This is a genomic window from Chryseobacterium sp. YR221, from assembly GCF_900176315.1.
GTDB lineage: Bacteria > Bacteroidota > Bacteroidia > Flavobacteriales > Weeksellaceae > Chryseobacterium > Chryseobacterium rhizosphaerae.
Map to the genome: position 1 here is coordinate 104,957 of NZ_FWXM01000001.1, position 24,917 is coordinate 129,873.

The following is a 24,917-nucleotide window of genomic DNA, read 5'->3' on the forward strand; positions in this document are numbered from 1 at the left end:
TTTCTTTTTCAATGTTATTTGATTGAATCCTTCACAAAGGTTCCCCAGGTAATATTAGGTTTTCCCGGAACATATTCTTTAGCTTTTTCTACGGCCAGTTTTGCAGCATGTTCTATAATCCAGGCAAAGTTTTCTTCTCCTACAGAATTTCTGTCTGCATCCGGAGCCGGATTACAGAAATCAATAGCATAAGGAATACCATCTCTTACCGCAAACTCTACTGTGTTGAAATCATACCCTAGTGCTTCATTCATCTTGATGGTATAATCATGAATAGTTTTTAGTAATTTTTTTAGCTCTTCGCCCTCAGTCTGATGAGTGGTAGCATATCTCAAATGGGGTGCATTTCTGGGTTCATAAGGCATGATATGAACATATTTTCTTCCCAAACAGTATACTCTGTAATAGTCGTCGAAAATGATTTCCTCCTGAACCATCATCACCAGCTGCTCTGTTTCTCCGAGCTTATTCCAAAGATCATCAGGGTTTTCAACTCTGTATACATTTTTCCAGCCGCCACCATCGTGAGGTTTCATATAGGCAGGGAAACCAACATAGTTAAAAATATATTCCCAGTCATGAGGAAACTTAAGGTTTCTGAATGAGGTTTCCGATGTATTGGAAGGTCTTTCATGGGAAGGCAGTAAAACAGTCTTTGGAAGGGGGATTCCCAATTTGATCATCAGGGCATTGTTGAAAAATTTTTCATCAGCACTCCACCAGAACGGATTGTTGATTACGTACGTCCCGTTAAGTGCGGCATTTTTCAGGTAAGCTCTGTAAAAAGGAACATCTTGTGAAATTCTGTCGATAATCACTGCATACCCATAATCTGCACCTTGCTCCAGTTTATCAATGGTTACAGGCTCAGCTACGATCTCTCCGCCACCCAGTTCATTTACCTTGTCTATGAATGCCCAAGGGAATGTATCTTCCATGCCGAATAGAATTCCTACTTTTTTTGTCATAATTTTTGTTTTTTTAAAATTGGTGTATATTTTTTCTATTGTATCATGCCTAAAGCCCCACCCATTAATCTTTGATTTGACCCTTCTCCGGAGGAGGTGAGTATCACGTCTTTAATTGTGATCTTCAGGGAGGGTAAGGTTTTGTGGTTTATAAATCATTATTTAAGAGAAATAAGCACTTATAAATGTAGGAAAGACCATTCTCCATAATGGCCAGTCGTGTCCTATCCATTTTCTTTCGTCATACCAGAAGTCTATGCCTTTTACCCTTAGGATTTCTGCCATTTCAATATTCTTGTCTTTGCAGATATCCTGATCGGAAGTGCTGAGGACAATATGCATATGCTTATACTTCCAGGCCTCATCATTTCTTATAAACTCCCTAGGGCAGTTGAAATACACTAAATCATCAGAATATCCATCCATAAAATTTCTTATGCTGAAAGCTCCCGAAAGACAGAAAAGATGAGATACCACATCAGGAAATCTAAAGGCAAAGTTGGCTGCGTGGTAGCCTCCAAAACTTGCTCCGGCTACTGCTACCCGATGGGTTTTATGGAGTTTCTGAATGTAGGGAACAAATTCTTTAATGAGGAACTGTACATAGCGTTCATAATTTCTTATTCTCTGCTGTGGAGAAATATTTTCATCATAAAAGCTCCAGCTGTCGATGGTCTGGATATTATACAATTTTACTTTTCCCTGTTCTACAAACCAGTTGATACTTCCATTGAGATGAAAGTCATGGTTCTGGGTATATTGGCCCTGAGAGGTTGGAAACATAATAATAGGATGTCCGTAATGTCCGGTTACTTCCACTTTAAGGCTTATTCCCAGTATATTTGAATAATACTCCGTATGTTCTATATGAGGCATTGATAAATTTTCTTTAATGATTATGTTTTAATTGCTCAGCTTCTTACTTTTGGAGGTAAAATATTGAGCATTTCGGCCTGGATCTTATCGGCAGCACTGTCCAATCTTTCCTGTATAATAGCAGCATCATTGGATTTGTATACAATTCCGACGTGATGATCTATGGGGAGAAACTTCACGACTTCTTCACATTCAAAATTACTGTAGTTGGGTTCCTTATCTTTAATCAAAGCAATGATTAATCCCGAATAATATCCTGTAGGAGGAGAAATGGTATAGGATTTATCCCTTAAAAGAGCATCCTCAATTTTGGCCCATTCTCTCCAGATATTGATATTACTTGATGCTTCCACCAAATCAGGAATGTGTGCTCCACCCACTCTGGAAGAGGTTTCCAGAAAGTACCATTTTTTATCCTCTTTTCCTCTGATAAACTCCGTATGGGTTGCCCCATTGAGCAGACCGAAATTGGAGAGAACTCTGGCATTGATCTCCTCAAGAGCTTTAAATTCTTCTGAATACCTTCCTAAGGTTTTAGACCTGAATACCCCTCCTTCATGAGAAACCTGCATAGGAGGAGCCAGATATTTTGATGCTGAGGTAAATACAATTTCTTTATTGAAAGTGAGGCTGTCTACATGATAAACATCTCCGGGTTTAAAGCTTTCCAGTAGAAAAAGATGACGCTCTTCTCCGAGAAGATTTAAAGCTTCATGAAGCTGTTCCTGTGAGGTAATCTTTTTAATTCCCGATGCAGAAGCTTCTGATCGTGGTTTTAATACCCACGGAGCAGGAACTCTTTCTACAAAGCTATTCACCTCATCATCATTGAAGACCGCAGTAAACTCAGGAACACTGATTCCTGAATCTTTCGCTTTCTGCCTCATGGCCAGTTTATCCCTGAAATAACGGTGGGTGGTCTGTCCCATTCCCGGAATGCGAAATGTTTCCCTGATCAGGGCAGCCTTTTCCACGTCATAATCATCAAGAGCTACTACAGCATCTACTTTTCGCGTTTTCATCAGGTGTGAAAATCCTTGTATTAAATGCTCAAGATTCCATACTGAAGGTTTTAATTCCGGCATATAGAAGGTTTCTTCAATAGCATGCCAGGGCCAGTTTTTTTCTTTAAGATTTTCTGATGTAACTAAGATTATTTTATTACCGAGCGCTTTCATTTCGTCCATGAAATCGTAACCCTTGTAATAGCACGAAATACATACAATAGTTTTCTCCTCCATATAATGTTTTTTTAAGTTTAGTGAATTATCAAAAATAAAAGCAATTCTTTGTTGTTTGATTAACATCAAAAATTGAAATATGCTGAACTTTTGAGAAATCCCTACTCAAGTATACAGAGTTTTTTTTTAAAAAACTAATTTTTAATGATAATTTTCGATTAAATCAGCCAACAATTGAACCCCAAATCCGGTAGCTGCTTTTTCCTTCGCATACTTCACGTTTCCGAAAGCTACTCCAGCGATATCTAAATGAGCCCAATTAGGGTGACCTTCAGTGAATTGCTCTAAGAATTTTGCGGCAATAATACAGTCCCCAACCGGCTTCAGAGAGATGTTTTTCAGGTCTGCTACATCAGACTGAATGTCGTCTTTCCAGATGTCCCAAAGCGGAAGATTCCACAGTCTTTGATTGGTATGATCTCCTGTCTTTATTAAAAGATTTTTCAGGTCTTCATTATTGGAAAATAAAGCACCGCAGGTATCCCCGAACATCCTTACGGAACTTCCTGTGAGCGTTGCCAGATCAATCATACAATCAGTTTTGTAATTCCTGGCCAGATAGGAAAGTCCATCCGCAAGGATCATTCTTCCTTCTGCATCAGTATCAATAACTTCAATTGTTTTTCCGTTGTATGCAGTCACTACATCACTTGGAAGTAAAGCCTTTTCAGAAACAGCATTGTCGGTGATTGGAAGAACGGCTATGATATTAACGGGAAGCTTCATTTCTGCAGCATAGATCAGTGTACCCAAAACGGCCGTAGCACCACCCATATCAGATTTCATATAGTGTAAATTGGCGGAACCTTTGATGGAAATACCTCCTGTATCAAACAATACACATTTTCCTACTAAACCGACGGTTTTAGCATTTTTAACGGTAGACTTATATTCTAAAATGGTGAAAGCTGCATCATAAGCACTTCCCTGATTGACTGCCAGATAAGCTCCTAAGCCTAGTTCCTCACACTTTTTTCTATTAAAAACAGTGTATTTTAACCCCTGTTTTTTTGCTAGGTTTTTAAGAGATGAACTGAAAATATCAGGCTTTTTCAGATTGGCAGGTTTATTCAGCCATTCCTGACAGGCAGTCTGCCCGTTGCTTAATGCCTCTGCTTTTTGGCCAATGTGATCTAATGTTTTTTGGCTTATATTTTCAAAGTGAAGTTCGAACGCCGGGTTCCAGAATGCATGTGTTTTTTCAAAAGGATAATTGTAGGTGCCTATTAGCAATCCTTTTACAAATTCTTCACATTGTTTCTTATTTATGAAATCTGCCACTACTAAGGTAGGAACAGCTAATAGTCTTTCTTTTTGTGCCTGAGAAAATGTATTTCCTACCTGCTGTACTTCAAAATCCTGAAGAGAGGTTTTACCCAAACCTATGAAATAAGTAATGGTTTTCTCATCTGTATGGACAAAAGTTTCGTGTTTCTTTCCGGTAAAAAAGTTGCTTATATTTTTATTGAAATTTGTACTGGATTTTGCCCATTCCTCTTCTGTAAACAGTTGAAAAACCTGGGTGTAATTCTTATTTTTTTTATGGATTAATTTCATAAACTTAATTTTTAATGCTTTGTTGCTGAGGTTTTACCTCTACAGGGTTCTCAGTATTGTCATAGAACAGCCACTCAATAGCTCTGGGGAACTCTTGTGACCAGTAAAACTCATTGTGGGTACCTTCAGGGTTAATATTCGTTCTGAATTCAAAATCAAAAAGATTCTTTTTTTCCCACCTTTTTAAATATTCTTCAAAAATATGTATTCTTTTTACCATTTTGGAGCCTTCCTGACCACCGCCGTATAAATATATTTTTGTTTTAAACGGAACCCTGAAGTTCATCATAGGAAAGTTATTATTAGGCTCTACCCAAAGAGATGGAGAGAAGATCAGCAATTTAGAATAGACTTCCGGATAAAGAAACCCGCTGTAAATACTGATAAGAGCTCCCAGTGAACTGCCACCAATACCGGTGTTATCCCGGTCTTTTTTTGTGCGGTAATTTTCGTCTACAAAAGGTTTTAAAGTATCCGTAATAAAGCGGATATATTTTTTGCCCTCGGAGCCGTTAGCAATATTATCATTGTCAAAAATATATTCTTTAATTCTGTCTTCACTTCCATGTTCTATAGCAATGATAATAACGTCACCCCGCCCATATTCAGCAAGGATAGATAGCTTTTTGTCAATTTCCCAATTTCCGAATCCACTTCCTTCATTGAAGAGATTCTGTGCATCCTGAAGATACAGGACCGGATAGTTTTTGTTGGTAGTGTGATAGTCGAAAGGCAGTAAAGCCCAGATCTTACGGTAACGGTCAAGCTGAGGAATATAGAATTCTTCAGAAATTACTTCTGCTATAGGAAAAAATTCTTCTTTAAAAGGCCCCCAGTTAAATCTCCATTTTTCTACAATGTCGGATGTTTTTCCTGCTGTTTTTTTTACCTTACGGTTGGGTGAGATATTTCCATATTTATCAAGTTCCACATTTTCCCATCCTCCCTTTGTGAATTTATATTCAATTTCATCAGGAAGAGAAGAGGAATCAAGTTCTATAAAGTAATTATGAGGATCCACCTGCTTAAGCTGATAATTATAATCCTTAGGATTCCATTTGTTGAAGTTTCCCGTAACAAATACCGGTCTGTCATCTTTTTCTTCAATGTAAAGTTCTAATCTGATCATATGTGTTTAATTGATAATTATTTAGTTTCTAAATTTATAAAAAAGATTCTTTCAAATTCATAAAAAAATGAATAGAAAAGTGATATATTTGATAGATGTGCGAATGAAGAACCTTAGATTGACAATAATTTGATTAATAATTAACCGCTGTTGTCGGTATTTTTCGTAGTTTCAAAGAAAATATTAAATACAATCGGACCTTGATGAATTCTGTTAGAACCTATACACTTTTTACTGATCATGATGTGTATCTTTTCAAAGAAGGTAGGCATTATAAGCTGTATAGTAAGTTTGGGTCACACGCTGCGGAAAAAGATGGAGTGAAAGGAATTTATTTTTCGGTCTGGGCTCCCAATGCTAAAAAGGTTTCTGTAATAGGAAACTTTAATAACTGGAACCATAAAGATCATATTCTGTATCCACGATGGGATGGATCAGGGATCTGGGAAGGTTTTATTGAAGAATTATCCTGGGGAACTCTTTATAAATATGCTGTTGAAACAGCAAGAGGTGAAATTTTAGAAAAAAGTGACCCTTATGCATTAAGCTGGGAACAGAATAAACAGGCTGCTTCACAAATCTCTACTACCTGGTATGAATGGAATGATCAGGAATGGATGGAAAACCGCTGGCAAAACAACAGCCTGAAAGCTCCCTTATCCGTTTACGAGATACACCTCGGATCATGGTTGAGGGATGAAAAATATCCTGACCGGTTTTTAAACTACCGGGATATTGCAAAAAAGCTTGTTCCTTACGTCCTGGAAATGGGCTTTACCCATGTAGAATTTATGCCGGTTATGGAGTATCCGTACGATCCGAGCTGGGGATATCAGATTACCGGTTTCTATGCTGCAACTTCCCGTTTTGGTTCCCCACAGGACCTGATGTATCTTATTGATGAGCTTCATCAAAATGGAATTGGGGTTATCATGGATTGGGTGCCCTCACATTTTCCGGGGGATGCTAACGGACTTCACCGTTTTGATGGATCATATCTGTATGAGCATGAAGATCCGAGAAAAGGTTTTCATCCCGACTGGAAGTCCTATATTTTTAATTACGGAAGAAATGAGGTTAAATCTTTCCTTATTTCTAATGCTATGTTCTGGCTGGACCGTTATCACGCGGACGGATTGCGTGTAGATGCGGTAACCTCAATGCTTCATCTGGATTATTCCAGAAATGAAGGAGAATGGGAGCCAAACATATATGGGGGTAATGTTAATCTTGAAGCAAAAGCCTTTCTTCAGGAGTTCAATACAGCTGTTTATAAAGAATTTGGAGACCAGATTATGACCATAGCTGAGGAAAGTTCAGATTTTCCTATGCTTACTAAACCTGTTCATGATGGAGGTGTCGGATTTGGAATGAAGTGGATGATGGGGTGGATGCATGATACACTGGATTACTTCAAGGAAGATTTTATCAACAGAAAATTCCATCACCATAAGCTCACCTTTGCTTCCATGTATATGTATAATGAAAATTATATGATGCCGTTGTCACATGATGAAGTAGTGCATGGTAAGGCAAGCCTGATATATAAAATGAAGGGAGATGAGTGGCAGAAGTTTGCGAATCTTCGTACCTTGTATGTCTATATGTTTACCCATCCGGGAGCAAAACTTCTTTTTATGGGAGATGAATTCGGACAGACCAGTGAATGGAATTTTACCCAAAGTCTGGATTGGCATTTACTGGAATATCCAGTTCATAAAGGATTACAGAAGCTTGTAAAAGAGCTGAATCATTTATACACCACAGAATCTGCCTTGTATGAAAACCAGTTTGATAAAAGCGGTTTTGAATGGGTGGAAGCTGATGATCTTGAAAATTCGGTATATGTATATCTGAGGAAAGGAAAGAGAAGAGATGATATTTGTATGGTTATTTTAAATCTTGCTCCACAGGTATTGGATTACAAAATAGGAATTCATACAGCAACGCATTGGGAAGTTGTTTTCAACTCTGACGATGAGAAATATAGCGGCAGCGGAGTAGATGCTGAAATTCTGGATCAGAAACATGAGGGATGGATGGGGCACCCGGAATCATTAACTGTAAAACTTCCTCCGTTGGCCGGAATTATCCTTAGGCAGAAAAAAGATAAAAAGTATAAATTACATAGAATTAAACATAAAAGATAAAAATGGTTGTTTATCATTTAAGTACAGAATGCTATCCTGTAGCGAAAGTAGGAGGTCTGGCGGATGTAGTCGGGGCACTGCCGAAATATCAGAACAAAATAAAAGGTGTAGAAGCTAAGGTCGTAATGCCGTGGTATAATAAATCTTTTGTCTACGATCATGAATTTGATATTGTTTTTGACGGATTTATTCATCAGGGGGAAAATATGCTTCAGGTTCAGATTATGAAAGAGAAGACCAATGTGTTGGGATTTGAGCTGTATATGGTGAAGATTCCAGGGCTATTGGATAGAGAAAATCCTTATGGATATCAGGATGAGAGTTTTCAGTTTCTTGCCTTCCAGCAGGGGATATTGCATTGGATGTGTGCAATGAAGATCCGGCCGGATGTTCTGCACTGCCATGATTACCACACCGGACTGGTTCCTTTTATGATTGAACACTGTCCGGAATTTCAGTTCTTGCAGGGAGTAAAGACCATAGGAACGATTCATAACGGAGAATATCAGGGTATGATGAGATGGAGTATGGCCAATTATATACCTTCTTTTGATGCTTATAAATGGGGGCTGATGGATTGGAACGGACTGATTAATCCTCTGGCCAGTATGATTAAATGTTCTACGGCTTTTACTACAGTTTCTGAAGGGTATCTGGAAGAGCTGTTTATCAGCTTCCGTGGACTGGAAAGCCTGGTGCGTCAGGAATTTGGTAAAGCATATGGTATTATTAACGGTATTGATACCGAAGTCTGGAATCCTGAAACGGATCCTATGCTGGATTTTAATTTTAATATCAAAAATGCAGTTGCCCAAAAGAAAAAAGGCAAAGAAAAACTGTGTAAGGAATATGGCTTAAAGCCTGAGCTGCCCTTGTTTGCCTTCATTGGTAGATTTGCTACGGAAAAAGGAGCAGATTTGCTGCCGGATGTTGTCTGGAAAAGCATTAAACAGAGCTATGGAGCCTTAAATATTATGATTCTTGGATCCGGAAACACCTATATTGAAAATAAACTGAAAGAGTACGAATATACTTATACCAATTTTGCTTTGGATCTGGGATATAAAGAACATCTTTCCCATAAGATCTATGCATCAGCAGATTTTTTACTTATGCCTTCACGTGTAGAGCCCTGCGGACTGAACCAAATGTATTCTATGAGATACGGAACAGTTCCTGTCGTAAGGTATACCGGAGGACTCAGAGATACAGTGGAAGATATTTCTACCGGCGGAGCGGGACTGAATTTTACCTATCCCGGAGTAGATGATATCGTGCATGCGATGAATAGGGCTATGGGAATCTATAACCAAAAAGGCGTTATGAAGGAACTTATTCATGCCAATATGAATTTTGACTTTTCATGGGAAAAATCTGCGGAGAAATACATAGCTTTATATAATAACTGATATGATAAGAATTTTTCTTGTTATGTCTCTGATAATAGCTCTTGTTTCCTGTAAAGTAAAAAATACTAATGCTTTTTTAAAAGAAAATACTATAGCTCAGGACAGCTCTTATTATACGATTGTAAGTTATTAATTACCAATAAAACCTTGAGAGTACAGCTTAAAAAGTGTAATATTGAAATTGACAGAATTTATAAGGACGTAAAGCAGCTGAAGGGTTCTGCAAACCCTATAGGGGTATGATGAGGAGAACAAGAGAATTGATTCTTGTACAGTATGGATGGATACCAAAGAAAGGACGATAAAAATTTAATACAATAAAAAACGCAAAATAGTTATGAATCGAAACGTAATCTCCATTGTTTTAGGAGGCGGCAGAGGGACAAGATTATTCCCGTTAACGTATACAAGATCAAAACCGGCAGTTCCTATTGCCGGAAAATACAGGCTTGTAGATATTCCTATTTCGAACTGTCTGAATTCGGGATTGAATAAAATTCTGGTCTTAACTCAATTTAATTCAGCTTCACTGAATTCACACATCAAAAACTCTTTCCATTTTGATATTTTCAGCAAAGGATTTGTAGATATCCTGGCTGCCGAACAGAATGTAGAAAATGAAAGCTGGTATCAGGGAACAGCAGACGCCGTACGTCAGTCTATGAAGCATCTTGAAAAATATGATTATGACTATATTTTAATCCTTTCAGGCGATCAGCTTTATCAGATGGATTTCCGGGAAATGCTGGATTTTCACATTGAAAACGGTGGTGATCTTACCATCGCTACCATTCCTGTGAATGCCAAAGATGCCACCGGTTTTGGGATCTTAAAATCTGATGACGAAGGAAATATTACTTCCTTCTATGAAAAGCCGGAATATGATATGCTGGACGGGCTGAAATCTGAAGTTTCGGACGAAAATAAGCATAATGGGAAAGAGTTCCTGGCTTCTATGGGAATTTATATTTTTACCAAGACCATTCTCAAAAAAATGTTTGATGAAGGTGCCGGAGATGATTTCGGAAAAGATATCATTCCAAGTTCAATAGGGAAATATAAAACACTCAGCTATCAATATGAAGGTTACTGGACAGATATAGGAACAATAGAGTCTTTCTACGAAGCCAATCTGGACCTTTGTCAGGATCTTCCACAGTTCAACCTTTTCTCATCTTCCCCTATATACACCAGGGCGAGGATGCTTCCACCATCAAAAATCAACGGTTCTTATGTAAGCAAAGCCGTATTTGGAGATGGATGTATCATTATGGCTGACAAAATTGAAAACTCTGTCATTGGAAACAGAACGAGAATAGATAAAGGAAGTACTATTGTGAATTCTTATGTGATGGGAGCAGACTTCTATCAGAATACCACAGAAATAGTTCTGAATGACAGGAAAGGACGTCCCAATATGGGAATAGGAAAATATTGCTATATTGAAAAGGCAATTCTGGATAAAAATTGCTATATCGGGGACAATGTAAAAATCATAGGAGGAAAACATCTTCCGGATGGAGATTATGAGACCCATTCTGTACAGGATGGTATTGTAGTTGTGAAAAAAGGAGCTGTATTGCCTCCGGGAACACATATAGGATAGAAAGAAGAATGAAACTCGAAGAGAGAATTTATTGAAACTGAAAAATAGCTAATGCTTAATTTATTGAAACTTTAAACGGTATTTTTACTATAAGCATTGTCAGTAACTGTCGGTCAGACAGTGATTTCCATCTTTCTGTAGTCCTTGATAGGTTAATTATTGTTAAACATACAACTAGAGTGATCAGCATATTGGTCACTTTTTTTATTTGTATTACTTTTGCGTGATGCGTATTTTTAAGATCTTAGCTTTTATTATTGTTCTTTTAGGAGGAGCTTATGCTGCCTCCATGTATTATTTTGTGGATGAGAGTAAAAATTTCACCATTGAAAAAGAAATTGATTACCCTATAGATAAGGTCTTTGGACAGTTTAATAATCTTCAGCACTTTACGAGATGGAACAATTATTTCACCAGTTCACAGTCTATGGATATAGATTATTATATGCCTTATGAAGGACAGGGAAGTGCGATCAGCTATGTAGATCCTAAGAATGATACCGATGGAGAAATGTTCATCCGGTATGAAAATCCTAATAAGACGTTGAAATACCAGCTTTTTGAAGATGAAAATGAAAATCCAACCCTGGTAGATGTTAAATTTAAGTCTGTATCAGCTGAAAAAACAAAAATCATATGGTATGTGCATACCCCAAAACTTTCTGTATGGAAAAGAGTGGGGAATTTTTGGACGGAAGACAGATTTGCTGAGAATATTACCAAAAGTATGGTGAATTTAAAGAATGTTCTAGGAAATAAAGTGGAGAAAGACAATCAGATGGCTGCCATAAAATATGACAGTCTGATGGTTGAAAATGAAGAAGATAAGCTGCTTCTGGGTGTCAATGTGAGTACCTCCAACAAAAAAGATGCGCTTTACAAGAATATCGTTATGAATTATAACAAAATGTATAATTTCGTAACCATGGACCTTGGGAAAAAAGACGATGAATTCGGGTATCCTATCTTAATGACGGATGCGGATAATTATAAAGACAAAGAAGTTTCTTACTTTCTGGGGATCCCACTTTCTAAAAAAATTGGAGTGACAGACAATAATTTCAACTTCAGAACTGTAAATCCGTCCCAAAATTATGTGATGTACTATAAGGGGAGCTATGACGGCAGAATTAAGGCCATTCAGCAGCTGATTCAGAAAGCAAAGAAGGATGAGATGCGTTTTGGGGATATTCGTCAGACTTTCATTGAACGTCCGATGGAAGGACAGGAGGTGAACATGAAGCTCTCATTATCAGTCTTTAAATGATTTTTTTTTTCTTAATTTTTTTTAACGGTTTGAGACTGTTCTAAGTCGGTTTTTTTTATTAAATTTGAAGATTAATTCTACAAATAAATTTTAATAAATAGATAAACTGTAATAATGGACAGATTTTCATTCCTAAACGCAGCTCATTCTCAGTTAATTGAGGATTTATACCAACAGTACTTAAAATTCCCGGATTCTTTAGAGCCATCATGGAAAGCCTTCTTTCAAGGTTTCGATTTTGCTTTGGAGAACTACGGTGATGACGATAACATCCAATTTATTCAGGCTCCGGCCAACGCTGCTCCTGCAGTACAACAGATTTCTCAGGCGGTATCAAATGGAGAGGTTCCTGAGCACATCAAAAAGGAATTTAAGGTGGTAAACCTTATTGAGGCATATAGAACAAGAGGGCACTTGTTCACAAAGACAAACCCTGTAAGAGAGAGAAGGCACTATACTCCTACTTTAGATATCGAGAATTTCGGTCTTACTAAAGAGGATTTAAATACAAAATTCAACTGTGCTGTAGAAACAGGAATGAAAGAACCTGCTACTTTAGCAGATTTGATCAAGCATCTGGAAAATATCTACTGTGATTCTATCGGGGTAGAATATACTTACATCAACAATGTTGAAGAAAAAGATTTTATTAAAAAATGGCTTCAGGTAAATGAAAATCACCCAAGCCTTTCTGCAAATGAAAAAACAGAAATTTTATTGAAATTGAATCAGGCGGTTGCGTTTGAAAACTATCTTCATACAAAATTCGTTGGACAAAAAAGATTCTCACTGGAAGGAGGAGAATCATTAATCCCTGCATTAGACCAATTGATCTCCAGATCTTCCCAATTAGGGGTAGATGAGGTAGTGTTGGGAATGGCACACAGAGGAAGATTAAATGTATTGTCCAATATCTTCGGAAAGTCTTACAAACAAATCTTCTCAGAATTTGAAGGAAAAGAATTTGAAGAAGATGTATTCTCTGGTGACGTTAAATATCACTTAGGATCATCTAAAAAAATTAAAACAGCTTCAGGAGAGGAAGTTTGTATCAACCTGACTCCAAACCCATCTCACCTGGAAACTGTAGCGGCTCTTGTAGAAGGAATCTGCCGTGCAAAAGTAGATGATAAATACAAAGACTATTCTAAAGTTTTACCAATCATCATTCACGGTGACGGAGCTATTGCAGGACAAGGGATTGCTTATGAAGTAGCACAGATGATGACACTGGAAGGATATAAAACAGGAGGTACTGTTCATATCGTTGTCAACAACCAGGTATCTTTCACCACGAACTTCCTTGATGCAAGATCTTCAACATACTGTACAGACATTGCAAAAGTTACAGAATCTCCTGTAATGCACGTAAATGCTGACGATGCTGAAGCGGTAGTTCATGCCATCCATTTTGCTGCTGATTTCAGAGCTAAATTCGGAAAAGATGTTTATATCGATCTTTTAGGATATAGAAAATATGGTCATAACGAAGGGGATGAGCCTAGATTTACACAGCCTAATCTATACAAAGCGATTTCCAAGCACCAGAACCCAAGAGAAATTTATAAAGATAAATTAATCCAGGACAGTGTAATCTCTAACGACATCATCAAAAAGATGGAAGTAGACTTCAAAGCTTTATTAGATAAAGATTTTGATGCTTCTAAAGAGATCGAGAAAAATGTTATGGATTTATTCATGGCTGAAGACTGGATGAACTATCCTATCGGAAAGAGAGGTGTAGTTCAGGCTCCGGTAGATACCAAATATGATATTGCTAAGCTGAAGGAATTGGCTCTTAAAATGTCAACACTTCCTGCAGATAAAAAATTCATCAATAAAATTACAAGACTTTTCGAAAACCGTATCAAAGCGATTGAAGGAAACTCTTTAGATTGGGCAGTAGGAGAATGGTTAGCATATGCTACACTTCTTGTAGAAGGGCATAATGTAAGAATCTCCGGAGAAGATGTGGAAAGAGGTACATTCTCTCACAGACATGCTGTCGTAAAAACTGAAGATACAGAAGAAGAATATATCCCATTAAGACACGTATCAGAAAGCAGATTTGATGTATTCAATTCTCACCTTTCAGAATATGGAGTTTTAGGTTTCGATTACGGATATGCGATGGCTTCTCCTAATACATTAACCATCTGGGAAGCTCAGTTTGGTGATTTCGTTAACGGAGCTCAGATTATCGTTGACCAGTACTTAGCTGCTGCAGAAGAAAAATGGAAACTTCAAAACGGATTGGTAATGTTATTGCCTCACGGTTCAGAAGGACAAGGTGCAGAACACTCTTCAGCAAGACTGGAAAGATTCTTAACACTTTGTGCTAATGAAAATATGGTAGTCGCTAATATTACTTCACCAGCCAACTACTTCCACTTATTGAGAAGACAGTTGAAATGGGCATTCAGAAAGCCATTGATCGTAATGAGCCCTAAATCTTTATTGAGACATCCGAAAGTGGTTTCTCCTCTTGAAGATTTTGCAAACGGTTCATTCCAGCCTATCTTAGACGATCCTACAGCTGATCCTAAAAAAGTAGAAAAACTAGTTCTTTGTTCAGGTAAACTGTACTTCGAATTATTAGCGAAGAAAGAAGAACTGAATTGTGAAAATATTGCATTAGTAAGATTTGAGCAGTTATATCCACTTCAGACAGATGCTATCGAAGAGATCTTCAACAAATATAGCAACAGAACACAGCTTGTTTGGGCTCAGGAAGAACCTGAAAATATGGGAGCTTGGTCTTATATCCTGAGAAACTTCAGAGATACAGGAATCCAGGTCGTATCTCCTGTACCAAGCGGTGCTCCGGCTCCAGGTAGCCACAAAATGTTTGAGAAAAACCAAAATGCAGTGATCAACAGAGTTTTCGATAGAGATGATGCTCCTGCAAAAAGACCTGTTACAGCTTAATTAAAATAATATCCATTAAAAAATAAAAAATACTCGATATGTCAGTTTTAGAAATGAAAGTTCCTTCACCGGGCGAATCCATTACAGAAGTTGAAATTGCAACTTGGCTTGTAAAAGATGGTGATTATGTAGAAAAAGATCAACCTATCGCTGAAGTAGACTCAGACAAGGCAACTCTTGAATTACCTGCAGAACAAAGTGGTATCATCACTTTAAAAGCAGAAGAAGGAGATGTAGTACAAGTAGGTCAGGTTGTTTGTTTAATTGATATGGATGCTGCAAGACCAGAAGGAAACGCTCCTGCTGCTGAAGCTCCAAAGCAAGAAGAAGCTCCTAAAGCTGCTGAACCGGCTAAACAGGAAGCACCAAAACCAGCTGCTCCAGTTGCTGCTCCACAAACTTACGCAACAGGGGCTCCATCTCCAGCTGCTAAGAAAATCCTTGACGAAAAAGGAATTAATGCAGGACAGGTTTCAGGAAGCGGAAGAGACGGAAGAATCACTAAAACTGATGCTGAATTGGCTGCAGTTCCTGCATTAGGAGGAAGTCCTCTTACAGCTACAGGTGCAAGATCTACAACCACAACAAAGCTTTCTGTTCTTAGAAGAAAAATCGCTCAAAGATTGGTTTCTGTAAAGAATGAAACTGCAATGTTAACCACTTTCAACGAAGTTGACATGTCTGAAATTTTCAGACTAAGAAAGCAATATAAAGAAGAATTTGCTCAAAAACACGGAGTAGGACTTGGTTTCATGTCTTTCTTTACTAAAGCTGTTACAAGAGCATTGGAAATGTATCCGGATGTTAATGCATCTATCGATGGAGATTTCAAAATAAACTATGATTTCTGTGATATTTCAATTGCAGTTTCTGGTCCTAAAGGATTAATGGTTCCTGTATTGAGAAATGCAGAAAACATGACTTTCAGCGGAGTTGAAGCAAACATCAAAGATCTTGCTACAAAAGTAAGAGACGGAAAAATTACTGTTGATGAAATGACAGGTGGTACATTTACAATCACTAACGGTGGTACATTTGGATCTATGTTGTCTACACCAATCATCAACCCTCCTCAATCTGCAATCTTAGGAATGCACAACATCATCCAGAGACCGGTTGCTGTTGACGGGCAGGTGGTAATCAGACCAATGATGTATGTGGCTATGTCTTATGACCACAGAATTATTGACGGAAAAGAATCTGTAGGATTCCTTGTAGCCGTAAAAGAAGGTATCGATAATCCTGTTGCAGTATTAATGGGAGGTGACGAAAGAAAAGGCCTTGGATTATAAGTTTTAATAAAATTATAATGTAAATATATAATCTCGCCTTAAAAAAGGCGAGATTTTTGTATCTGTTAAGAAAATACTACAATGATGTTTTCAAAAATGACTTCCAATATCAAAGTTTCAGTAATACCTGAATATGATAGTAAAAACAGTTTTCCATCCGAGAACCGTTATGTCTTTAAGTATAATATCACGATAGAAAATGACGGAAGCTTTCCTATCAAAGTACTTAAAAGAAAATGGTTAATTTTTGATGTAGGTTTTGGATATACTGAGATTATAGGTGACGGAGTAATTGGATTAACTCCGGAAATAGGAACAGGCGAAAATTTCGCTTATTTCTCAAACGTAATGCTTCGGTCCGGTGTAGGGAATATGAGCGGAAAATATCAGGTTAAAAACCTGGAAACCCAGGAAACTTTTGAGATTGATATCCCCAAATTCAATCTGCTCTCCGAAGTTTTAAGTAATTAATTATTTTTTTAATAAACTTATATCTGCTGATGCCACCTTTATACTTAATTTCTAGGAAATAAATACTCTTAGGCAGATAGAGCCTTCTATCTGGAATGAGAGGAATTTTGAAGGATGAGTTTCCTTCAGCATTGTAAGCTTTTATTGATTCAATAGGGTCTATCCCTCTAATAACCTTATTTTGTATATACCTCTCGGTTTTATACAGAATTACGTGTATATCCCATAAAGAATGCCCGAGAAGGTGGAGTTTTTTTAGCTATAGTTTCTTTACGTACTTTTTCAATACAGATTCATCTATTTCCTCATTGCTGGTGATAATTAATTTTTCAAATGCTAATAAGGCAATTTTTGCACAAACTTCAGCATCAGCTCCGGCCCTGTGGTGATTAAAATTGATCTGATGGTATTCTGCAAGAGGTTTTAATCCGTATTTTGGAAGGTAATTCCATGATTTTTTTGCGAGCTGTATACTGCACAAATAGTTTAATTTGGGCGTAAACATACCGTAATGTTCAAAGCAGCCTCTTAAAACAGATGCGTCAAAGCTTGCATTATGGGCAATCATTAATGTTCCGTACATTAAATCCTGAGCTTCATGCCAAATTTCGTCAAAAGTAGGAGCATCCTTTACATCTTCAGGCTGTATACCATGTACAGCAACATTGAATTTGTTGAAATAGGGGAAACTGGGAGGTTTGATCAGCCAGGTTCTTGTTTCTACAATTTTAGAATCCTGTACCACGCAGATTCCCATCTCACATGCTGAACTTTTCTCGTGAGTTGCCGTTTCAAAATCTATTGCACAGAAATCCATTGTTTATAAATTATAAGTTGCTGTTAATTATTTAGTTATTTGTTTTAAGATGTTGATTCTATAGTCTGGAATTAAATATTCTAGGGAGTGGGTTTAAGGTGGCTGAAGAGATTTTCCAGTTAATCATAGTACAGATATTTACTTTTCCTTATTCCCTGGAATCTATCATCTATCACTTGCTACTTTCCACCCAAAAAATGCTTAAAAATAAGCCATTTCGATTGATAAAACTGATTCTTCTGGTGTTTCTGACGTAGTTTCAGGGTTCCTGGAAGTTGACCGTAAAACCCAAAATGAGCTCTCACTACTGCCCATAAATGAGGAAAACCATGCTTTAATCCGAAATAGATTCCCGCAATACCATCCAGACAAAGCCGGAAAAATATCAGCCAGATCAGTCTTGGAAAAGGAAGGTTTTTAAGCATCATTGAAAGATTATTTCTGATGTTCAGGTAAGTCTTTTGAGCACTTTGCTTATTCAGTGTTCCGCCACCTACATGATAGACTTTGGATTTTCCTGTATAAAAAATCTTTTTCCCGGAGTTAATGAGTCTCCAGCATAAATCAATTTCTTCCTGATGGGCAAAAAATCTTTCATCAAAACCATTTTGTTCCCAAAAATCTTTTGAGCGGATAAAAAAACAGCATCCTGAAGCCCAGAAAATCTCTGTTTCATCATTATACTGGCCCTTATCTTCTTCCAGGTCATCAAATACTCTTCCTCTGCAGTAAGGATAGCCTAGATTGTCAATCAGACCCCCTCCGGCACCTGCGAATTCAAAATAGTTTTTATGAGTATAGGATAGTATTTTAGGCTGAACAGCTGAAATATCAGAATTCTTTTCCAATATTTCCATTACAGGTTCTATCCAGTTATCAGTAACTTCTACATCAGAATTGAGAAGGCAGTAATATTCATTCTTAATTTCCTTTAATCCCTCATTATAGCCTCCTGCAAAACCATAATTCTTATGATTTTTAATGATCTTTACTGATGGAAAATGGATATTTAAAAACTCTATAGAATCGTCTGTTGAAAGGTTATCAATGACGTAAATATCTGCATTTTGAGAAAATTCAACTACATTCGGTAGAAATTTTTCAAGCCAGTTTTTGCCGTTCCAGTTTAAGATAGCAACTGCCAGTTTTTTCTGCATGTCAATCTATTTTTTTTCAGAATCAAAAGTTTTGATAGAATCCTGATATTTCCATTTTCTGTGAGACCATAGATAATTATCCGGATTTTTGTGTAAAGTGTTTTCCAGCAAGTGGTGAAACTTTTTTACAACTTCATGCTCTACAAATTTTTCATTGTCCGGGTATATTCTGTGATAGTTGACCTGATAATAGCCTCGCTTTACCTTCTTCATCTCGCAATAAATAAAAGCAAGATCCATTCTTGTTGCCAGTTTATCATATCCGATAAAAACAGGGGTCCTTTGATTCAGAAATTTCAATCCGTAATTGACATGAGAAGAATGCGGGGTCTGGTCTGCAACAAACATGTAGATAGAATTCCCGTCATTTTTATTCCTGAAAATATTAAGAATTACTTCATTGGCTTCCAGAGCCTCATTACCGAACTTGTTACGGACTTTTTTCATCTGGTTTTCCCAGAAATCACTATTCACCTTTCTGTAAACCGGATGACAGTGCTCCTGAGGAACAATTTTTGCCAATGCATTAATCCATTCCCAGTTGAAAACATGCCCTGCAAGGAGAATGATATTTTTACCCTCCTTTTGAACTTCATGAAATACATCCTGATTAATATGCTGCATTCTTACTCTCGCCTCTGTTTCAGAGATGCTGAAAGATTTTATGGTTTCTACAAGATAGTCTGAGAAATTCCGGTAAAACATTTTCCGTATTTTACTAATCTCCTCTTCAGATTTATCTGGAAAAGAGTTCTTTAGATTTTGAGTAATCACATTCTTTCTGTAACCTACCAGATAATAGTTTAAGAAGAACATAACGTCCGAAAAAACGTACAATACTTTAAGCGGAAGTTTGGAAATGAAATATAATATTTTGATCAGGTAATTCATAAAACACGCAAATTTAGTGATAATAAAATTATGGTTCTATTTTTGCAGAAGGATAATATTATTTTTTTATTTTTATGTTATGAAAAAAATAGCAATATTGGCTTTCCTGGGATTAAGTATTTTTGCTTTTTCACAGGATATAAAGAATTTACCGGATAAAGGTAAACAGAAAACAGCTCTTATAGTTCCTACAGAACAAAAAGAACTGGAAGCGAAGAAAAAGGCTGCTGAGGAAAAAGCTAAGCTTCCTAAGCCTTATAATCCAAAAGCTGACGCTCAGGCAGATATTAATAAACTGGTGGTACAAGCTCAGAAAGAAGGTAAAAATATTATGATTCAGGCAGGAGGGAACTGGTGTATCTGGTGTCTCCGTTTTAATAATTTTGTGCAGACTACTCCTGAATTAAAAGAAATGGTAGATAAAAACTATTTATATTATCACCTGAATTATTCTCCGGATAATAAAAACGAAAAAGTTTTTGCTCAATTTGATAATCCTGGTGAAAAATTTGGATATCCGGTATTTATTGTATTGGATAAAAACGGAAAGATGATTAAAGTTCAGCAGAGCGATGTCTTTGAAGATGGAAAAGGATACAGTAAAGAAAAGGTCAAAGTCTTTTTCAATACCTGGGCTCCTAAAGGATAAAACTAAAAAAAGCTGTTTCAATAATGAAGCAGCTTTTTTATTTTCCTATGAAATTAAGATCTTTATAACGTAATCTGGATAATCTCTGGAACATTATAAAAACCTTTGGATCCAGCTTAATTTTTTCTCAGAATAGGGTGGATATTTAATATTAGGTTCACCCCACGTTGTTTTTTCCAGAACAGACTTCTGATGTGAAAAAGTTTCAAAACCAAATTTTCCATGGTAATTTCCAATTCCTGAATTTCCTACTCCTCCAAACGGAAGGTTGTCATTACTTAAATGCATGACAGTATCATTGATACATCCGCCTCCAAAGGAAAGTTTCCTGGTAAACAGTTTTTTTTCTTCTGCATTATTGGTAAAAAGATAGGCGGCAAGAGGTTTTTCCAGCTCCAGAATAGAATTAAGGGCTGAGTTAAAGCTTTGAAAACTGATAACCGGAAGAATAGGGCCAAAGATTTCTTCCTGCATAATATCTTCGTTCCAATCTGAATTATTCAGAATGGTGGGTTCTATATATAGTTTTTCTTCATCAAAATGACCTCCGAAATATACGTTCTCCGGATGAATAAGATGGATCAGTCGCTGAAAGTTCTTCCGGTTAATAATTCTTGTATACTGCTCTGAATCCGGTTCGTATTTAAATTCTTTGATATATTTCCTGAGCATTTCCATAAACTGTTCCTGTATAGACTCTTCAAGTAGTACATAATCCGGGGCTACACAGGTTTGTCCGGCATTCAGAAACTTTCCCCATACAATTCTTTTGGCAGCAACTTCAAGATTAGCCTCTTTGGTTACAATGGCAGGAGATTTTCCTCCCAATTCAAGGACTACAGGAGTTAAATGTTCGGCAGCAGCTTTATAGATGATTTTTCCAACTTTAGTACTTCCTGTAAAAAATATTTTATCAAACTTTAAGTGTAAAAGTGCTGTTGTTTCATCAATACCTCCTTCGTATACATACAGATAGTCAGAAGGAAAGTTTTCATTGATGATTGTTGCCATGGCCATCATGGTATTTTCGGCTATTTCGCTGGGCTTTAAAATACAGCAGTTGCCGGCAGCAATAGCAGCAATAAGAGGGGAGAGCGACAGCTGATAAGGATAGTTCCAGGCACCTATAACCAATATACACCCCAGCGGATCCGAATAAATTTTACTGCTTCCAAGCTGATTGACAAGGTTGGTACCTACTTTCTTAGGTTTAGAAAGAGATTTCAGGTTTTTTTAGATAATAGTCAATATCCTTTAATAAAAAAGAAATCTCTGTGGTAAAGGTGTCAAATTTAGATTTTCCAAAATCTTTGTTAATTGCTTCATACAGTATGTCCTCATTAGCTATGAGAAGGTTTCGGAGCTTTTCAAGATACATTTTCCTGAATGCAATATTCTTGGTCTGCTGTGTTTTAAAAAAATCTTTTTGTCCCTGTAAAATCTTTTCAATTTCCATACTATGCTTTGTATTTAAACGTAGATATTTGTTCAGTATTGCCGTTTTAATCAACGAACAATAAGCTGGCCAAAGTTGAAAGGGACTCAGAAGCGGGATTCGAAAGAGCATTATGGATCACTGAAACATCAATGCTGTATCCAGTTTCCTTTCTTTACTGCATTACATAATATTTCTTACAACTATTTTTACGGGATGATAAAGCAGTAAGAGAAGGGCTGTTATCAAGGCTAGCCAGAATAATCCGGTAAAAATTTCCATATTGGAAAGAAGAATCGACTGAGCTGTTATTTTTGCTTTAAAAGCTCCTGCAGTCATCGATAGAGATTCATTGACCGGCAGTTTTGAAATATGGCCTCCAAAAATCTGATTCCATTGGCTGTAAAAGACAGGGTTAGTGTCAGTAAGGGTAAAACTAAGAGCATCAGAATGTTTTAACGTTAAAAAAAGCATTACATTCTGCATTAAAGCATATCCGCTGGCTGTTGCCCAGAAGCGGGTAGTAGTTCCCATAGCACTGGCATTCGCTACATATTCTTCCGGCATTCCTGAGATCAGAAAGAATACCAGAGGAGTGAATAATAATCCCTGGGCTATACCCTGCAGAAATAAGGGCGGGCATATGGTGGAAAGGGTAGTATCCGGATAAAAAGTATAGGTAAACCAGGCGCAATCTATTGCCAATAAAAGGAAACCTGTAAAGAAGACTATTCTGGAAGAAATTCCACGAACCAGACAAATGCCTGATATAAAAACTCCAATAAGTGTTCCTGCTACATTCCAATATTGAATATTGACAATATAATCCCATGGCCATTTCCATACAGTCGCCATAATACTGTATACATTATTCAATCCTGAGCGGATAATATAGAAAATAAAGAAGAGAATCATCCCTGTAATCACATTTTTTGAATTGAAAACCTCAAAATGGAATAAGGGTCGTTTTGAGGATCTTTGTTTAAGCATAAATAATCCTCCGGAAATCATAAATATAAATAAGCAGATAACGATTGAATCGGACTCAAGCCACATCAGTCTTTTTCCATAGATAATAGCATATGCTCCCGATTGCAGGCATACCCAGAGTAAAAACCAGCTTGGAAGATCCATTTGGTACAGTGGTTTTTTAGGAAAAAATCGATTTCTGTTGAAAATAGCAATTCCCAGTATCAATACAAAAACGTGAAAATACGCCATCATTAAAATCATATGTTGAAAATCGTAATCCTGAATACTTGATTTTAATAAGGTGGTTGTTACTGTTCCTCCTGTCAGCATAAGAGAATACATAAAGAGGTAAGCAATAACTTTGGCGTGTCTGGTTTTTAGTTCGGCTATAATTAAAGGCAGGAAAATAGCGCCTTCCAACAATCCAAAAAATCCTTCTAAAAATCGTATGACCAAAATAACATGATAATCATTGGTGACAGATAAAATATAAAGAAGAATTACTGAAACAGAAGACATCAGCAGGACATAATATTTCACACTGAAATAGGCCATAAACCTTTGTAAAACTAAGAGAGTAACGACAAATGTCCCATACATCAACATCATTAAGTATTGAATGTCATCGGAATCTACCCCCATAAAAGAAGAGGTGAAAGCACTGTTGGAATGTAACAGCGACAACAACATGATATGGGGAAATAATGCCAGTACAAGAAGTGGTAGTTTCAGCCATTGAGGTAACCATTGATGATAAACTGTATTGTGTTGCATAGAATAGTGGTGAAAAGCTGAGAATGCAGATAGGTGCATTCACTTTTTCTGTGGAATAAAAAAAGCGAAAAGACAAAAGAGCAAGGTGTAAAAGTAAAAGGTAAAATGACAAATATGCTCAGTAAAAAAATAAGCAGATCTGTGATTTTTGCGGTCTTGCCTTTTCGCTAAAAAAATCTAACATTAATTTGAAAATTTGAAATATGATGATTGGAAAATAAAAAGAAGTATGATTTTGCATTCTAATACTCTAGTATTCTCAAACCCTAATACTCTCAAACTATATCTTCTTCGCACTTACCAGAACATTCATTCCGGAAAGCAGTTTTTCATTATCTTTATTGTGATCAAGGATAATTTTCACGGGAAACCTCTGTTCTATTTTCACAAAGTTTCCGGTAGCATTGTCAGGCTTTACCAGGGAAAATTGAGATCCTGATGCCGGTGAAACAGAAACAACCCTTCCTTTGAATTCAATATCGGGATACGCATCTGCTGTAATGGTCACTTCCTGCTTCTGGTCAATCTGTCCAAGCTGGGTTTCTTTATAATTGGCAATGATCCATTTTTCTTTGCTGACCATCTGTACCAAGGCCTGACCTTCCTTGATTAGTTGCCCTTCCTGAATTGTTTTTTTACCCACCCATCCATCGTAAGGTGCAGTAATAACAGTATATGAAAGGAAAAGTTTGGCATTATTTAAGTTGGCAGAACTCTGCTGGATCTGGCTTTTGGCCGGTGCAACCTTGGTCTGTTGTTCATTGGCTCCGGCTCTGACCGCATTTTTCTGCTGATCCAATGCCATGAGATTGGCTTTAGCCTGCTCATAGGAAGCCTTTACATTTTCAAATTCCTGTTCTGTAGCAGCATCTTCCGATAGCAGGTTTTTATATCTTTTATAGTCTTGTTCAGTTTTCCAGATGTCTATTTTGGCTGAAGCTATTTTGGCATCAATGATTTTGGTATCGCTTTCTTTGGTGCTCACCCCACTTTGAATGGTTGTAATATTTTCAGTCGTCGTATGAAGATTGGCTTCTGCTACTTTTACCTGGTTTACAAATTCCCTGTTGTCTATTACGATCAGTGTATCACCTTGATGTACAAATTGATTTTCATTGAATCTGATCGTTTTGATGAATCCTGAGACTTTACTGGATACAGGAGTAATATATTGTTCGATTTGAGCATCATTGGTGGTTACATTTTTCCTTGAAAACAGATAAAAACTCACCATTCCGGTAATTCCGCTGATGATCAGGATCCAGGCCAGTAAAGTAATGGTCTTGTTGATTCTTTTTTCCTTTTGTGTCAGTTCTTTCTTTGCCATA

General features: G+C 37.0%; 18 protein-coding genes and 1 pseudogene. 8 read left to right on the forward strand and 11 right to left on the reverse strand.

Annotation, left to right across the window (positions count from 1 at the left end; all coding sequences use genetic code 11):
• Positions 1 to 14: 14 nt before the first annotated feature.
• From B8967_RS00480 to B8967_RS00500, 5 genes are all read right to left on the reverse strand, one after another.
• Entirely contained in the window at positions 15 to 968 is a 954-nt protein-coding gene (locus B8967_RS00480; RefSeq protein WP_047491016.1) for an ATP-grasp domain-containing protein, read from the reverse strand.
• A gap of 162 nt (positions 969 to 1,130) precedes the next feature.
• On the reverse strand, positions 1,131 to 1,844 hold the full coding sequence (locus B8967_RS00485) for an alpha/beta hydrolase-fold protein (RefSeq protein WP_084083855.1): 714 nt from the start codon (positions 1,842 to 1,844) through the stop codon (positions 1,131 to 1,133).
• A 35-nt stretch (positions 1,845 to 1,879) separates the two neighbouring features.
• On the reverse strand, positions 1,880 to 3,085 hold the full coding sequence (locus tag B8967_RS00490; RefSeq protein ID WP_084084879.1) for an ATP-grasp domain-containing protein: 1,206 nt from the start codon (positions 3,083 to 3,085) through the stop codon (positions 1,880 to 1,882).
• 141 nt (positions 3,086 to 3,226) lie between these two features.
• Positions 3,227 to 4,642 (reverse strand): leucyl aminopeptidase family protein, encoded by a 1,416-nt coding sequence (locus B8967_RS00495; RefSeq protein ID WP_084083857.1) that lies wholly within the window; start codon positions 4,640 to 4,642, stop codon positions 3,227 to 3,229.
• A 4-nt stretch (positions 4,643 to 4,646) separates the two neighbouring features.
• On the reverse strand, positions 4,647 to 5,768 hold the full coding sequence (locus B8967_RS00500) for an alpha/beta hydrolase (protein ID WP_084084881.1): 1,122 nt from the start codon (positions 5,766 to 5,768) through the stop codon (positions 4,647 to 4,649).
• A gap of 206 nt (positions 5,769 to 5,974) precedes the next feature.
• Between B8967_RS00500 and glgB the strand changes: the two genes are divergently transcribed.
• From glgB to apaG, 7 genes are all read left to right on the forward strand, one after another.
• Complete coding sequence (gene glgB / locus B8967_RS00505; RefSeq protein WP_084083859.1) at positions 5,975 to 7,921, forward strand: 1,4-alpha-glucan branching protein GlgB; 1,947 nt, start codon at positions 5,975 to 5,977, stop codon at positions 7,919 to 7,921.
• A gap of 2 nt (positions 7,922 to 7,923) precedes the next feature.
• Positions 7,924 to 9,330 carry a glycogen synthase gene (locus B8967_RS00510; RefSeq protein ID WP_084083861.1) on the forward strand — a complete coding sequence of 469 codons (1,407 nt, stop codon included), beginning with the start codon at positions 7,924 to 7,926 and terminating at the stop codon, positions 9,328 to 9,330.
• A gap of 337 nt (positions 9,331 to 9,667) precedes the next feature.
• Positions 9,668 to 10,936 (forward strand): glucose-1-phosphate adenylyltransferase, encoded by a 1,269-nt coding sequence (locus B8967_RS00515; protein WP_047491002.1) that lies wholly within the window; start codon positions 9,668 to 9,670, stop codon positions 10,934 to 10,936.
• A gap of 226 nt (positions 10,937 to 11,162) precedes the next feature.
• On the forward strand, positions 11,163 to 12,203 hold the full coding sequence (locus B8967_RS00520) for an SRPBCC domain-containing protein (RefSeq protein ID WP_084083863.1): 1,041 nt from the start codon (positions 11,163 to 11,165) through the stop codon (positions 12,201 to 12,203).
• Positions 12,204 to 12,317: 114 nt separating this feature from the next.
• Positions 12,318 to 15,131 carry a 2-oxoglutarate dehydrogenase E1 component gene (locus B8967_RS00525; RefSeq protein WP_084083865.1) on the forward strand — a complete coding sequence of 938 codons (2,814 nt, stop codon included), beginning with the start codon at positions 12,318 to 12,320 and terminating at the stop codon, positions 15,129 to 15,131.
• 38 nt (positions 15,132 to 15,169) lie between these two features.
• On the forward strand, positions 15,170 to 16,423 hold the full coding sequence (gene odhB, locus B8967_RS00530; RefSeq protein ID WP_047490993.1) for a 2-oxoglutarate dehydrogenase complex dihydrolipoyllysine-residue succinyltransferase: 1,254 nt from the start codon (positions 15,170 to 15,172) through the stop codon (positions 16,421 to 16,423).
• Between the two features lie 81 nt (positions 16,424 to 16,504).
• Positions 16,505 to 16,894 carry a Co2+/Mg2+ efflux protein ApaG gene (gene apaG, locus B8967_RS00535; RefSeq protein ID WP_047490990.1) on the forward strand — a complete coding sequence of 130 codons (390 nt, stop codon included), beginning with the start codon at positions 16,505 to 16,507 and terminating at the stop codon, positions 16,892 to 16,894.
• Between the two features lie 259 nt (positions 16,895 to 17,153).
• On the opposite strand, the gene B8967_RS00540 is transcribed toward apaG, so the two are convergent.
• The 3 genes from B8967_RS00540 to B8967_RS00550 form a co-directional block, all read right to left on the reverse strand.
• Positions 17,154 to 17,711, reverse strand: coding sequence for a 3'-5' exonuclease (locus B8967_RS00540; RefSeq protein ID WP_084083867.1), 558 nt, complete (start codon positions 17,709 to 17,711; stop codon positions 17,154 to 17,156).
• Between the two features lie 179 nt (positions 17,712 to 17,890).
• Positions 17,891 to 18,868 carry a glycosyltransferase family 2 protein gene (locus B8967_RS00545; RefSeq protein ID WP_084083868.1) on the reverse strand — a complete coding sequence of 326 codons (978 nt, stop codon included), beginning with the start codon at positions 18,866 to 18,868 and terminating at the stop codon, positions 17,891 to 17,893.
• A gap of 6 nt (positions 18,869 to 18,874) precedes the next feature.
• Positions 18,875 to 19,759 carry a lysophospholipid acyltransferase family protein gene (locus tag B8967_RS00550; RefSeq protein ID WP_084083870.1) on the reverse strand — a complete coding sequence of 295 codons (885 nt, stop codon included), beginning with the start codon at positions 19,757 to 19,759 and terminating at the stop codon, positions 18,875 to 18,877.
• A gap of 79 nt (positions 19,760 to 19,838) precedes the next feature.
• Here B8967_RS00550 and B8967_RS00555 point away from each other — a divergent pair, with 79 nt between their 5' ends.
• Positions 19,839 to 20,408, forward strand: a complete 570-nt coding sequence (locus B8967_RS00555; protein WP_084083872.1) for a thioredoxin family protein — start codon at positions 19,839 to 19,841, stop codon at positions 20,406 to 20,408.
• 93 nt (positions 20,409 to 20,501) lie between these two features.
• Here B8967_RS00555 and B8967_RS00560 read toward each other — a convergent pair.
• The 3 genes and pseudogenes from B8967_RS00560 to B8967_RS00570 form a co-directional block, all read right to left on the reverse strand.
• Positions 20,502 to 21,864, reverse strand: a pseudogene (locus B8967_RS00560) (aldehyde dehydrogenase).
• Positions 21,865 to 22,026: 162 nt separating this feature from the next.
• Positions 22,027 to 23,589, reverse strand: a complete 1,563-nt coding sequence (locus B8967_RS00565) for an MFS transporter (RefSeq protein WP_143330436.1) — start codon at positions 23,587 to 23,589, stop codon at positions 22,027 to 22,029.
• A gap of 280 nt (positions 23,590 to 23,869) precedes the next feature.
• Positions 23,870 to 24,916 (reverse strand): HlyD family secretion protein, encoded by a 1,047-nt coding sequence (locus tag B8967_RS00570; protein WP_084083876.1) that lies wholly within the window; start codon positions 24,914 to 24,916, stop codon positions 23,870 to 23,872.
• Position 24,917 lies beyond the last annotated feature (1 nt).